The organism is Burkholderia sp. Bp9012 (genome assembly GCF_003853825.1).
GTDB lineage: Bacteria > Pseudomonadota > Gammaproteobacteria > Burkholderiales > Burkholderiaceae > Burkholderia > Burkholderia diffusa.
On sequence record NZ_QTQA01000028.1, the window covers coordinates 15492 to 28618 of the forward strand.

Annotated in this window: 15 protein-coding genes and 1 pseudogene; 6 read left to right on the forward strand and 10 right to left on the reverse strand. The window is 64.8% G+C overall.

The window, feature by feature from the left end:
* Nucleotides 1-31 precede the first annotated feature (31 nt).
* On the forward strand, nt 32-1549 hold the full coding sequence (locus tag DIE11_RS29670; RefSeq protein WP_260437203.1) for a cytosine permease: 1518 nt from the start codon (nt 32-34) through the stop codon (nt 1547-1549).
* Nucleotides 1550-1687: 138 nt separating this feature from the next.
* Here DIE11_RS29670 and DIE11_RS29675 read toward each other — a convergent pair whose 3' ends face one another.
* The 3 genes from DIE11_RS29675 to DIE11_RS37175 are packed head-to-tail and all read right to left on the reverse strand — an operon-like array spanning nt 1688 to nt 2976.
* A complete protein-coding gene (locus tag DIE11_RS29675; protein WP_124628947.1) occupies nt 1688-2443 on the reverse strand; it encodes a glucose 1-dehydrogenase in 756 nt (251 codons plus the stop codon).
* 41 nt (nt 2444-2484) lie between these two features.
* Nucleotides 2485-2670, reverse strand: a complete 186-nt coding sequence (locus tag DIE11_RS37170; RefSeq protein WP_260437204.1) for a hypothetical protein — start codon at nt 2668-2670, stop codon at nt 2485-2487.
* Nucleotides 2671-2727: 57 nt separating this feature from the next.
* Entirely contained in the window at nt 2728-2976 is a 249-nt protein-coding gene (locus tag DIE11_RS37175; protein WP_260437205.1) for a hypothetical protein, read from the reverse strand.
* A gap of 474 nt (nt 2977-3450) precedes the next feature.
* On the opposite strand from DIE11_RS37175, the gene DIE11_RS29685 reads away from it, so the two are divergent.
* Nucleotides 3451-4062, forward strand: a complete 612-nt coding sequence (locus DIE11_RS29685) for a cysteine hydrolase family protein (protein ID WP_059608489.1) — start codon at nt 3451-3453, stop codon at nt 4060-4062.
* Nucleotides 4063-4135: 73 nt separating this feature from the next.
* Here the strand turns inward: DIE11_RS29685 and DIE11_RS37180 are convergent.
* A pseudogene (locus DIE11_RS37180) lies at nt 4136-4318 on the reverse strand (hypothetical protein); the annotation flags it as partial.
* A gap of 612 nt (nt 4319-4930) precedes the next feature.
* On the opposite strand from DIE11_RS37180, the gene DIE11_RS29700 reads away from it, so the two are divergent.
* Entirely contained in the window at nt 4931-6013 is a 1083-nt protein-coding gene (locus DIE11_RS29700) for a porin (protein WP_059594819.1), read from the forward strand.
* 166 nt (nt 6014-6179) lie between these two features.
* On the opposite strand, the gene DIE11_RS29705 is transcribed toward DIE11_RS29700, so the two are convergent.
* Nucleotides 6180-6578, reverse strand: a complete 399-nt coding sequence (locus DIE11_RS29705) for a GreA/GreB family elongation factor (RefSeq protein WP_059608488.1) — start codon at nt 6576-6578, stop codon at nt 6180-6182.
* A 513-nt stretch (nt 6579-7091) separates the two neighbouring features.
* Here DIE11_RS29705 and DIE11_RS29710 point away from each other — a divergent pair.
* A complete protein-coding gene (locus DIE11_RS29710) occupies nt 7092-7421 on the forward strand; it encodes a DUF4148 domain-containing protein (RefSeq protein WP_059468447.1) in 330 nt (109 codons plus the stop codon).
* A 152-nt stretch (nt 7422-7573) separates the two neighbouring features.
* Here DIE11_RS29710 and DIE11_RS29715 read toward each other — a convergent pair whose 3' ends face one another.
* Entirely contained in the window at nt 7574-8035 is a 462-nt protein-coding gene (locus tag DIE11_RS29715) for a CBS domain-containing protein (RefSeq protein WP_124628951.1), read from the reverse strand.
* Nucleotides 8036-8212: 177 nt separating this feature from the next.
* Here DIE11_RS29715 and ribA point away from each other — a divergent pair, with 177 nt between their 5' ends.
* Nucleotides 8213-8863, forward strand: coding sequence for a GTP cyclohydrolase II (ribA, locus tag DIE11_RS29720; RefSeq protein WP_059468449.1), 651 nt, complete (start codon nt 8213-8215; stop codon nt 8861-8863).
* 352 nt (nt 8864-9215) lie between these two features.
* Here the strand turns inward: ribA and DIE11_RS29725 are convergent, their stop codons facing one another.
* The 3 genes from DIE11_RS29725 to DIE11_RS29735 form a co-directional block, all read right to left on the reverse strand.
* Nucleotides 9216-9974, reverse strand: a complete 759-nt coding sequence (locus tag DIE11_RS29725) for a hypothetical protein (RefSeq protein ID WP_185633845.1) — start codon at nt 9972-9974, stop codon at nt 9216-9218.
* Between the two features lie 52 nt (nt 9975-10026).
* Nucleotides 10027-10635, reverse strand: coding sequence for an acyl-homoserine-lactone synthase (locus DIE11_RS29730; protein ID WP_124628953.1), 609 nt, complete (start codon nt 10633-10635; stop codon nt 10027-10029).
* A gap of 208 nt (nt 10636-10843) precedes the next feature.
* Nucleotides 10844-11287: a DUF4902 domain-containing protein gene (locus tag DIE11_RS29735; protein ID WP_124628955.1), complete on the reverse strand. Its 444-nt coding sequence runs from the start codon at nt 11285-11287 to the stop codon at nt 10844-10846.
* Nucleotides 11288-11360: 73 nt separating this feature from the next.
* On the opposite strand from DIE11_RS29735, the gene DIE11_RS29740 reads away from it, so the two are divergent.
* Nucleotides 11361-12080: an autoinducer binding domain-containing protein gene (locus DIE11_RS29740; protein ID WP_124628957.1), complete on the forward strand. Its 720-nt coding sequence runs from the start codon at nt 11361-11363 to the stop codon at nt 12078-12080.
* A 49-nt stretch (nt 12081-12129) separates the two neighbouring features.
* On the opposite strand, the gene DIE11_RS29745 is transcribed toward DIE11_RS29740, so the two are convergent.
* The gene (locus DIE11_RS29745; RefSeq protein WP_124628959.1) at nt 12130-12837 is read right to left on the reverse strand and encodes an MgtC/SapB family protein; all 708 of its coding nucleotides are present in this window, start codon (nt 12835-12837) and stop codon (nt 12130-12132) included.
* Nucleotides 12838-13127 lie beyond the last annotated feature (290 nt).

Consider the following 13127-nt stretch of genomic DNA (forward strand, 5'->3'; position numbering starts at 1 on the left):
CGTACCGATGCACCAGAGGAGTTGGAGACAAATGGCTGAAGGCAGGATTACGCAAGTTGAATCGTTCGGTTTCGAGCGGATTCCCGACGCATCGCGCTATGCGCGGCCGATCGATCTGTTCCGGTTGCTGTTCGGTGGCTGCAATACGTTTTCCACATCGGTGCTCGGCAGCTTCCCCGTGCTGGTCGGGCTGTCGTTCAAGGCGGGCGTCGCCGCGATCGTGCTCGGCGTGCTCGCCGGCACCTGCATCCTCGCGCCGATGAGCCTGTTCGGCCCGCGCAATGGTACGAGCGACCCCGTGTCGTCCGGCGCGCATTTCGGCATCCATGGCCGGATCGTCGGTTCGTTCCTCGCGCTGCTCACGTCGATTGCGTTCTTCTCGCTCGCGGTGTGGAGCTCGGGCGACGCGCTCGTCGGCGGCGCGCACAACATGGTCGGCGTGCCCGTCAACGGCTTCACGCTCGGCGCGGCGTACATGGTGTTCGCGGTGCTCGTGCTGATCGTCTGCATCTACGGCTTTCGCTTCATGCTGTGGGTCAACAAGATCGCCGTGTGGGCGGCGAGCCTGTTGTTCGTCGCCGGCCTGTTCGCGTTCGCGGGGATGTTCGACATGAACTACGCGGGCAAGCTGAGCCAGGGTGGTTCAGGTTTCTGGGCCGCGTTCGTCGGCGCGGTGCTGGTCGCGTTGAGCAACCCTGTGTCGTTCGCGTCGACGCTCGGCGACTGGGCGCGCTACATCCCGCAACAGACGCCGAAGCGGCGCGTGATGGGCGCCGTGTTCGCTGCGCAGATCGCGACCTTCGTGCCGTTCTTCTTCGGCCTGGCGACCGCGACGATCATCGCGTCGAAGGCGCCCGCGTTCATCGCATCGAACGACTACGTCGGCGGGCTGCTCGCCGTGTCGCCGCGCTGGTTCCTGCTGCCGATGTGCCTGATCGCGATCATCGGCGGGATGTCGACCGGCACGACCGCGCTGTACGGCACGGGCCTCGACGTGTCGAGCATGTTTCCGCGCTTCCTGAATCGTGTGCGTGCGACGCTGCTGATCGGCACGATCGCGATCGCATTCATTTTCGTCGGCCGTTTCTGGTTCAACCTCGTCGAAAGCGTCGCGACGTTCTCGACGCTGATCGACACGTTCAGCTGCCCGTGGATGGCGATCATGGTGATCGGCTACGTGACGCGTCGCGGCTTCTATCTCGCCGACGACCTGCAGGTGTTCAACCGCGGGCTGCGCGGCGGCCACTACTGGTTCACGCACGGGTGGAACCTGCGCGCGATGGGCGCGTGGCTGCCGGCGGCGTTCATCGGGCTGTCGTTCGTGAACCTGCCGGGCCAGTTCGTCGGGCCGCTCGGCAACCTGGCTGGCGAGTTCGATCTAAGCGTGCCGGTGTCGCTGCTGGTCGGCGGATTGCTGTATTTCGTGTTGCTGACGCTGCATCCGGAAGCGGAAGGTGTATACGGCCCGAACGGACGCTTCCTCGTGCGCGGCCGCAGGCAGGCGGCGCGTGGCGTCGGCACGCCGGCGATCCAGCCGAAGGGGTATTGAGCGCCGCATCGCTTGCTGCTTCGTTTCGGTAGTCATCGTGCCGCCGCGCGGGAAAGCCGCTGGCGGCATGATCGTCTTCGGATCCGTGATTGCCGGTGCGGATGAGCGGCCTGACCTGTCCGTCAGCCCCGCAGCGGATCAGTGGAACGTGCTGCCTGCGAGCATCCCGCCGTCGACGATGAATTCCGCGCCCGTGCAATACGCGGATTCGTCGGACGCGAGAAACAGCACGAGGCTCGCCACTTCGTCGGGTTTGCCGATGCGCGCGATCGGCAGCCCGCTGTAGATCGACGATGGGTCGAAATCGGCGTATTCCGGCGGGCGTGCCATCACCGTGTCGATGCCGCCCGGATGGACCGAGTTCACGCGGATTCCATAGCGGCCGAACTCGAGCGCGGCGGCCTTCGTCATCCCGCGCACCGCGAACTTGCTCGCCATATACGCGCTGCCGCCGGCCACGCCTTCCATCCCGGCCGTCGACGACACGTTGACGATCGAGCCGCCGCCCGCGTCCTTCAGCGCGGCCAGTGCCGATTTCATGCCGAGCCAGCAGCCGACCTGGTTCACGTCGATCACCTTGCGATAGTCATCGAGCGAACAGGACTCGATCGGCACGAGCTTCAGGATCGCCGCGTTGTTCACGAGGATATCCAGCCGGCCGAAGTGCGCGAGCGTCGCATGAACGGCGGTGTGCCAGTCGTCTTCGTTTGTCACGTCGAGATGCTGGTAGCGCGCGGCGTTGCCGAGTTCGGCCGCGACGCGTTGTCCGGCGTCGTCCAGAACGTCGGCGATCACCACGCGTGCGCCTTCGGCGACGAACCGGCGTGCCTCCGCCTCGCCCTGGCCGCGGGCACCGCCCGTGATCAGCGCCACCTTGCCTTCGAGTCGTTTCATCGTGTTTTCTCCTGTGAGTGAAAGGGGACGCACGAGCCCGCTCATGCGGCGGCCGACGCGTCGATGATGCGGACCGGATCGGCGCCATCCCGTGCGCGTGCTTCGGCGATGCCGCGTGCGATCGAGTCGCGCACGCCGGCGCGTTCGATCACTTCGACGCGCACGCCGGGATCGTCGGCGTCGTCGAGGAGGGAGACGCGCGTGTCCGGGTTGCGCGCTTCGAACACGACGCGCAGATCAAGCGCCGTGAGCTGCGCAACCGCGGCATCGAGATCGTCGACCGCTCATGCGACGTGATGCAGGCCCGCGAGCGGTTGCCCGTGCATGTCGCGGTACGGCGACGGTGCGTCGTTCGTCACGTGGATCAGTTCGATCTGCAGGTTGCCGGGATACGCGAGCCCGACATCGATCGTGACCGTCACCGCTTCACCGAGGTAGCAGCCGTCGAGACGCACGTCGCGGGACACGGTCGACGGGACCGCATCGTAGCGGGCGCCAGTGCGCGATGCTGCGGTCGAGATCGGCAACCACATGGCCGATCTGGTCGACGGCGCCGAGGACGGGGGCGTTCATGGTGTCTCCATGGCGGGGGCGCGAGCGTGCGCGGCGCCGTTCGATGCGACATGCGACGAATGACGGCCATGATGACAACAAACCTGGCGCTTCGTGCCATCCAAACGGACGAGCCGCGGGGGCGCGGCGCGATGGGGGAGAGGCGAGTGGGCGCCTCCGCGCGTTATCGCGCGTTCGGGCCCTCGACCGTCACGTATCCGTTGTCTGCGTGGCGGGCAGCCGCGCTGTCGTGGACGGTTGCGCGCAGGTTGGCCCGATCCTGTCGGACGTTGTCCCGCGGTCCGCTGTCGCGCAGGGTCGCACGGCCCGACACTGGCGCATCGTGGTCACGGCAGCCGGTTCACGACTGCAACCTGCCTTGACCGCGTGCGGCGGCGCGGCTGTGCCGGGCCGCCGTTCCGTTCGGTGTGCCAACCTTGAGTAGAGAGCGACCCATGCAACATCCGACCATCCGTACCCTGGCCGGCGCGAGCGCGCCGAGGTCGATCGACGCCGCCCGCACCGCGCTGCTGGTGATCGATTTCCAGAACGAGTATTTCAGCGGCCGCCTGCCGATTCCGGAAGGACCGCGCGCGCTGGGCAATGCGCGACGCGTGATCGCGTTCGCCGATCGCGCCGGCATCCCGGTATTCCACATCCAGCACGTCGGCGCTGCCGGCGGCCCGCTCTTCGCCGACGGCAGCGACGGCTTCCGCTTTCATGCGGACCTGCTGCCGGCGCCGCATCACGCGGTCGTGAAGAAGACGTCGGTGAGCGTGTTCCCGACGACGGACCTCGACGCTCGCCTGAAGGCGGCCGGCATCGACACGCTGATCGTCACCGGGCTGATGACGCATGCGTGCGTCGCCGGCGCGGCCCGCGATGCCGTGCCGCTCGGCTACGCGGTGATCGTCGTCGACGACGCGTGCGCGACGCGCGACCTCGATGTCGCGGACGGCGGCACGGTGCCGCACCGCGATCTCCATCGCGCCACGCTGGCCGCGCTGTCGGACACGTTCGGCGACGTGTTGACGACCGGACAGGTGCTCGCGCTCGACGTCGCCTGATGCGCGTGCGGCCGGGCTCGAGCCGTGTGCGGCGGCGCGCAGGCGGACGACGGCCCTGGCGCGGTCAGGCGGCGCGAGGCGGCATGGCGGCGAAGCACGGGCGATCGAGATGAGGCGGCCTGCCGGGGCCCGGAGGCGGGCCGGGAGGCCTATACCTGGGCGGTGCGGGTTGGGCCGAGGCGGGGCGCAGCCGATCGGCGGTGGCGGCGACGGCGGCGGTCAGTCCGATGGCGCGCAACAGCGAACGCCGATTCATGGCGAGTCCTCTATCTAATATGTAATCGGGGCGCCTTACGTTAGTCTGCTGGTCCTGCGACCGGGTTACGCGGGTCATCAAGGCTGTTACCGCATGTCACGACGGCTTGCGGGCAGCCGGGGCGCCTGCCGCCGGTCCCACGCTTCAGACGCTGACGGCCCAATAGGGTCGGCCACGGCCACACAGGCATGTGTTTACAGTTCGGTCGCAGCGTTTTAGGCGAGCAGGCCCAATATTTGAGACTGATCTGGGTAAAAATTACCGTTTTTGCGTGGTTCCATCGATTCCGTTTGTTGTTTCTATGCAACCGTCAAGACGATGACACGAAAGAATGGTGGGATGAAAGCCTCCAAAAAGCATCCGTCAATCAGTCAAAAAAAGACGTTAAAACAAATACTTATAACGTTCACCCACTTTCATTATTTCTAGTTCTGGAAAAGCTTATTTCTTTATTTGCGGATCGCGCCCCTAGGGTACACCCCTAAACTCACGGTTCCCAAACGGGCAACTATCCGGGCGCGGCCAGAAGGACCGATGGCGTTCCCGGGCGGTTGCAGACCGTTTATGAACAAGGTCGCGAGACCTGCCTCTTTTTAGAAGGGAGCTCCACGAATGAACAAGACTCTGATCGTTGCAGCAGCTGCAGCATCGTTCGCTACCGTCGCTCACGCGCAAAGCAGCGTCACGCTGTACGGCGTGCTGGACGCAGGCATCACCTACCAAAGCAACGTCGCCGGCAAGTCGCTGTGGTCGATGGGCTCGGGTATTGACCAGAGCCGTTTCGGCCTGCGTGGTTCGGAAGACCTCGGTGGCGGCCTGAAGGCAATCTTCACGTTGGAAAGCGGCTTCGGCATCGGTAACGGCAAGCTGGGCAACAACGGCGGCATGTTCAACCGTCAAGCATTCGTTGGCCTGTCGAGCCAGTACGGCACGGTCACGCTGGGCAAGCAGTACGACGCAACGCAAGACTACCTGGCGCCGCTGACGGCAACGGGCACGTGGGGCGGCACGTACTTCGCGCACCCGGGCAACAACGACCGCCTGAGCACGAACGGCGACGTCGCACTGAACAACTCGGTCAAGTTCACGAGCGCTAACTACGCTGGCCTGCAGTTCGGCGGCACGTACTCGTTCTCGAACAACCAGAACTTCGGCAACAACCGTGCTTACAGCGGCGGTCTGTCGTACCAGTTCCAAGGCCTGAAGCTGGGTGCAGCGTACTCGCAAGCCAACCTCGGTGACGGTACCAACGCCAACGGCGCAACGAACATTGCTTCGCAAGGCCGTATCCGTACGTACGGTGCTGGTGCTGGCTACGCATTCGGCCCGGCACAAGTCGGTGCTGCATGGACGCAATCGCGTATCGATAACGTCCCGGGCCTGACCGGCGCGTTCCGCACGGACAACTACGAAGTCAACGCAAAGTACAACCTGACGCCGGCTCTCGGCCTGGGCGCAGCTTACACGTACACGAACACGAAGGTCGACGGTGGCAGCTCGCACTGGAACCAGTTCGGCGTGCAAGCTGACTACTCGCTGTCGAAGCGCACGGACGTGTACGCACAAGCTGTGTACCAGCGTGGTGCGAAGGGCAACGCGATCGGCACGTCGATCTACAACGGCGACAACACGACGCCGGCAAGCTCGTCGATCAACCAAACCGCAGCAACGGTTGGTCTGCGTCACCGCTTCTAAGCGTGACGGCTGGGTAACCAGCTTCGCAGCATCGAAAAAGGCGCCTTCGGGCGCCTTTTTTTTCGCCTGTGAAATGCGATGACGACAATCCGGATCGTCGGGATGAAAAAAGCGAGGCACAGGCCTCGCTTTTTGCATTCCGCGCAGGTTGCGGCTGACTGACGGATCAGCGCGTGTATTCGCCGTTGGCTTCCGGCTGGAACACGATCGCCGCGACCTTCATCAGCTTTTCGACGCCACTCGGCTGCAACACCTTCACCAACTGACCGCGTTGCGTGCCCAGCAGCGCCATGCCGACCGGCGAGAACACGTTCAGGCGCCCGAGTTCGAGATTGGCGGCATCCGGATAAACAATCGTCCAGGTGGCCTGTTCCTGGGACGCTTCGTCGAGCAGCGTGATCTGCGAGTTCATCGTGACGACGTTCGCCTTGATGGCGTCGGGCTGTACGATATCCGCGCGCTCGAGCAGCGTGTCGAGCATCGTCTGGAAGCGCGGGTTGTGTTCGGCGTGCTTCTCGAGACGGGCGACGTCGAGTTCGGTCAACTGGTAAAGGCGTTGTTTCATGGCAGTTCTCCAAATGATCGGCATGGGGCAGGCATGGCGTGCCTATGGGGATCGCCCGGAGCCTGTCTGACCTGGCTCCGGGAGGAGGCCGTGCTGTCAGATCAGGCGCCGGGCAGGGGCGAGCGGTGCCTGGGCCGTGCGTCGAAGGCAGGGGTGCGCCGGATGGCCGGCGCGCGCACGCACGCCGGCCGGGCCGGACAGCGAAACCGAGAGAGGCGTGGGCGCGTGCATGGTGAATAGGGTATCGACGGGCGAATAAAACCTTACGATTCTACAACACAACCTTCCGGATCGGTGATTAGGCTGTCGGCCTTTCGTCAGGCATTGTTGTGGAAATGATTTAAGTAATGACGATATCGCGCGGTGTCACCGGTCGATTTTTTCCGAAAATGCAACGCTGTATGTTCAAACCAAGGGTTTCCCCTTGGTATTGCGAGCACTACACTTGATCCATCGCTTCAGACAGTCCCGCCGGAAGCGACGCCAAAAGAGAACATATTTCGGAGGTCCACCATGAAGTCGATCATCTACGCAGCGATCGCTGCATCCGTGCTTGCCGCCCCGATCGCATCGTTCGCGCAGTCCGAGCAGGGCTTGACCCGCGACCAGGTCCGGGCCGAACTCGTGCAACTCGAACAGAACGGCTACAAGCCGCTCGCGAGCGATGCGCAATATCCGCAGAACATCCAGGCCGCTGAACAACGCATCCAGCCGAACCAGCCGATGCTCGCCCAAGCCGACACGAGCGGCTATGGCGCGGTAGCGACGGGCGCAGGCCAGTCGGGCCGCCGCATGACGCGTGAAGCCCCGAATCCCGTGAACTCCGTCTACTTCGGCAACTGAACATCCCGGGTCTGCCCGAGCACAGCATGTGACCGACGGGACGCGCGCTACTCGCGCGCGTCTGCGTCAGCAGAGCAGAACCTCCGTCGCCGCATTCCGGCGGCTTTTCCGCCCAGACGCTCGCGCGTTTGGGCCTTTTTTGCTGGGATGGGTCAGACGGACGTGACCGCCGGGGTGCCGTGGATATAGTGTTCGAGCTGGCTGATCGTGAATTGCTGATCGGCAATCACACTCTTCACGAGGTCGCCGATCGAGATCAGGCCGATGAGCTTGCCGTCCTGGAGGACGGGCAGGTGGCGCATCCGGTGTTCGGTCATCAGCGCCATGCACTCGTCGGTGGATTGCGAAGGTTCGACGTAGCGCACCTTGGCCGTCATGATTTCCTCGACGCGGGTGGCCTTCGACGAACGGTCCTGCAGCACGACCTTGCGCGCGTAGTCGCGCTCGGTGACGATGCCCGCGATGTCGTCGCCCTCCATGACCAGCAATGCGCCGATGCCCTTTTCCGCCATCAGCTTGACGGCGTCATAGACGAAATCGGCTTTCGTGACGGTGTAGATCGTGCGGCCGGAATCCGGCTTGGCTTTGAGAATTTGCGCGACAGTCGTGCTCATTTGCTTTCTCCGTGTGCGGGACGATGCAGGGAAGGCAGGGCGTGATGCGCGGCACCCGATGGGCCCAGTATAGCCGGGCCTGCTACGGCAGTCGCGTGACGTTTCCAGATTAGCGGTAAACTCCGGGCACGCACTATCCACACAACTCCTACATTCCTGATCGTTTCGATTGAATTCATGATGTCTTCGCGTCCCCAATCGCCCACGCAGGGCAATGGCCAGGCCGACGAGTGCGTGACACTCGTCGCCACCGCGTCGCTGCCCACGCGCTACGGTACGTTCACGTCGTACGCATTCCGCGTATCGGGCAGCGATGCCGAACATCTCGCGCTCGTGATGGGTGACGTCACCGGCGAGCAGTCCGTGCTGACGCGGCTGCATTCCGAATGCCTGACCGGCGACGTGTTCGGCTCCTACCGCTGCGATTGCGGCGAGCAACTCGATCTCGCGCTGCGTTACATCGCGGCGGAAGACCGCGGCGTGCTGCTGTATCTGCGTGGCCACGAAGGGCGCGGCATCGGCCTGAGCAACAAGATCCGTGCATACGCGTTGCAGGAGCAGGGGCGCGACACCGTCGAGGCGAATCTCGATCTCGGCTTGCCCGACGACGCCCGCGAATACGACTCGGCCGCAGCGATCCTCCGGATCCTCGGTGTGACGTCGGTGCGACTGATGAGCAACAACCCGAAGAAGTTCGACACGCTCGTGAAGCACGGCATTCCCGTCTGCGAACGCGTGGCGCTTGCGGTACCCGTACGCGAGGAAAACGAGCGTTACATCCGGACCAAGCAGGCGAAGTTCGGGCATTACTTCGAAGAAAACGAGTAACGAAAACAAGGGGCTCTTCGGAGCCCCTTGTCTCATCTGGATTTCGTGCCTTGCAGCCTTTTCGGTAGCCGTCTGCTTCGTCGAGCGTCTGTCCGGATGTATCCCAATACTGCTGTCCGGGGCCGGCCAGGTGTGCGGACCATGGGCGGATAGCGGAGATGATGTGTCCCCGATAAATTATCGCGGGCAAGAAAAAGCCCGCTACTGGAGCGGGCTGAATCCATGTTTGGAGACATGGAGGAGACGGATGTAATTTTAAGGGAAAACCCGAGGGCTGGCAAGCCCTAGTTGTAATTGTGCAACGCAACGTTGGTGAGTTTTCCTGGCTGTGTCCGCGAAGCCGCTGCCGCTCTCACATTCCGGCCACCCATGCATGCGCCGCAAACGCGCCGAACCGCTCCTGCGCAACCGGCACCGCGTACTTGTCGCGCATTTCCATCTCGATCCACGCACAGGCCTCGCGCGCGCAGTCGGTCAGCGCGTGCCGCGTCGCGTGTCCGTCGATGTCGTAGACGAAGCGCACGCCCACCTCGTCGTCGGTGACTTGCCGCTGCAACTGCTTGAGCTGCAATTGCGGCCCGTGCCGTTGCGACAGCGCGCGCAGCTCGTCGAAGTGATATTCGAGCCAGTCGGCGAAGAACAGCGCATCGCTGCGGCAGCGCAGACGGAACGCCGCACTGCGCGACGGACGCCGCGTGGCGCCGGCGGCCTGCGGCTCGCCGTTCGGCGCCATGGCTGCGTCGACGGGCGCAAGCGGCTGCCCGATCTGCCGGTACGGTTCGCGGTCGCGCAGCGCGTGCCACAGTAGTTCGTCGCCGGTGGCCCCGGACGGCTGCATCGTCAGGTCGTGCTGGCCGTCGCCGATAGCGGCGACGTCGCGGATCACGAGGCGCAGCGAGCAGAGCGGCTCGTCCGCAACCAGTAGCGTCGCCGCGCGCGGCAACCCGCACACGAGCGGTGCCGCGCCGGCCGCCCGGAACACGAGCCCGTTGCGATCGAGCCGGACGAGCGGCAGCGGCCGCGGAAACGACGGGTAGGTGACTGTGATGCGGGCGCCGCCGGTACCCGTCAACCCGGGCATCATCGCGCGAAAGACCTGAGACTGGTCCACGGTGGTTCTCCTTCGTTACGGTTCCGCCCGGCCGGACTACGCGCGTTCCGGCTCAGGCGGCGATGGCCTGCCGGGCAGCCCGTCCCGGCTCAATTCCAAGTGCGGCAAACGTTTGCGGATCGATGTCGATCCAGCACGCGACAACCAGACGACCGTCCACCGGTTTCGGGGGGCCTGCCCGGTGCGCGTGCACGCCGATCCGGCGGAACAGCCTCTCCATGCTCGCGAACGTCACGCCGATCAACTGCCGCGCGCCCAGTTGCGCCGCGCATTCGACGACCGCGGCGAGCATCGGGCGGACGGCCCACTCGGCATTGCCCGGAGCGCCTTCGTCGCTGGTTGCAGCGAACCGCGACAGCTCCCAGACGGCTGCCGATTCCGGCAGCGCGACGTCGTCGGCGATCAGGTCGGCGAACAGCGACTTCAGCAGATACGGGCGCGTGGTGGGCAACAGGCGCGCACATCCGCACACGTCGCCGTCGGCGTTTCTCGCGAACACGTAGACGGTATCGTCGCGATCGAACTGGTCGCGCTCGAAACTTTCGTTCGCCGACGGGAGCGCCCAACCGAGCTGTTCGACGAACACGCGGCGCCGATAGCGCCCGAGATCCGCTGCAAGTTCGTGTGGCAACCGCCCTTCCTCGTGAACGAAGGTCCGCATGGTGTCCTCGGATCTGTACTTTGGTATGCACGCATTACAGCGCGCGTCCCGAGGGGGCGGTAACTAGTAACTCTTACAGGGTGAGGGTGGCCGATACCATTTGACCGATGGTATCGGTTTCCTGATCGGCGGGATTGAAATGCGGGCGGCTTTTGCTTATAAAGAGCGCCAGTCGTACGGAAATGTCAGAGGAAAGCGCGGCCGGTTGTCACTGGAGCGTGGGACCGGCATGATAGGCGTCGTTGCGACCGAGCAGCGACGATGCGACCGCGGCCGGCCAGTCGACGTGTGCGAGCCGCGCGGCGAGCACGGCGGCGGTGCGGAACATGCCGAGATCGGCGCCGGTGGCGTCGACGGCCATGATGTTGCTGCGCACGTCGCCGCCCGCGATCACGAACGTGCCCGTCGCGCGCTCGAGATACCAGTCCCAGCCGACCGTCAGGTATGCGACGCCGGCACTGGCCGGGCGATGCCATTCGGTGTAGCCGGCCAGGCGCGCGTCGATGGCGCTGTCGCGTAGTTCCGCGAGCAGCGATGCATCGAGGCCGCTCGCGACGTGGTCGAGCACGAGCGCGGCCAGTGCGCTTTCGGACAGGCGCACGTAGCCGTCCGGAGACGGGCCGCGGACCGGATGCAACAAAGGTGAAGTCATGCGCGGAATGTATCAGCCCCGAACCGGCGCTGGCACCTGACAGGTATGACAGCGTAACGTTGTCGGAGAATGAATGGAACTGCGCTGGCAGGATGCCTACCAACAATTCAGCGCCGCGGAAGACGAGCAGCAGCTCTTCCAGCGGATCGCCGCTTATTCTAAACGCCTCGGCTTCGAATATTGCTGTTACGGCATTCGCGTGCCGCTGCCGGTGTCGAAGCCGGCCGTCGCGATCTTCAATACTTATCCGGACGGCTGGATGGCGCACTATCAGGCGCAGAACTACATCGAGATCGACTCGACGGTTCGCGACGGCGCGCTCAGTACCAACATGATCGTCTGGCCGGACGTCGACCGGATCGATCCGTGCCCGTTGTGGCAGGACGCGCGCGACTACGGACTGTCGGTGGGCGTCGCGCAGTCGAGCTGGGCGGCGCGCGGCGCGTTCGGGCTGTTGAGCATCGCGCGTCACGCGGACCGGCTCACGCCGGCCGAGATCAACATGCTGACGCTGCAGACCAACTGGCTCGCGAACCTGTCGCATTCGCTGATGAGCCGCTTCATGGTGCCGAAGCTGTCGCCCGAGTCGAGCGTCACGCTGACCGCGCGCGAGCGCGAGGTGCTGTGCTGGACGGCCGAGGGGAAGACCGCATGCGAGATCGGCCAGATCCTCAGCATCTCGGAGCGCACGGTCAACTTCCACGTGAACAACATCCTCGAGAAGCTCGGCGCGACCAACAAGGTTCAGGCGGTCGTCAAGGCGATCGCGGCCGGACTCATCGATACACCCTGATCCGGCGCTGGCGGCGGGGCGATCGTGCCGCGCCGGCCGCCGCCGCCGCTCACTCCATCATCGGCTCCGCTTCCTTCGCGGTCCAGCTCACGCTGGAAATGCTCTTCTCCATGCTCATTCGGCTCGCGATCTGCTCGAGCTTCTGCTGATCCTTCGGGTGCAGCTTCAGCGTCGCCGTCACTTTCAGGCGGTCCGGCTGGTCGGGCACGTCTTCGCTCGTCAGGCTCTGGAACGACAGCGGCTTCGCGTACATCGAATTCGACAGCAGCGTGCGGATGTGCACTTCGTCGGCGTCCAGGCAGATCACCGTGATCTGGTATTCGCGCACGAGGTCGGCGTTCGACACGGGGGTTGCGTTGATCGCCTGGCTGACGCCGCGCAGCACCGTGTTGGTGAGCAGCACGACGCCCGTGCCGGCCAGTGCCGGCACGAAGTGCCCGGAGCCGGCCAGTACGCCGACGGCGGCCGAGCACCACAGCGTCGCGGCCGTGTTGATGCCCTGGATCGAGCCCTTGTCGCGCATGATCACGCCGCCGCCGAGAAAGCCGACGCCCGACACGACGTACGCGGCGATCTGCGTGACGCCGGCCACGCCGTTGCCGGTCAGCACGCCGAGCGTGACGAACAGGCAGGCGCCGCTCGCGACGAGCGTGATCGTGCGCAGGCCGGCCGTGCGTTGCCGCATCTGGCGTTCGAGGCCGATCGCGACGCCGCAGGCGAACGCAGTGAAAAGACGGAGTGCGAAATCGAGAGTCATGTTTGTTCTGCCGTGCCAAGTGCGCATGCCGGCCCGCGTCGCGGCGGCGCGAGGCCGAACGCGGCACGATGGCCGTCATCGCGCGGTACTGTACCGCGCGAATGCGTCATTCAGTGTGAAACGGATGGCATGCGGGCTCGCGGAACGCGAGCCGCGGCAGGAGAACTGCGTCGGACAGGCGTTCAGGCGGCAAGCGGCGCACGCAACGGAGTGCTGCAACTGTCCACGATGGTTCCTGAAGGAAGAATGGGCGGCATTCTAGTGGGCCGCCCGCGCAGGCGTCAACCCGT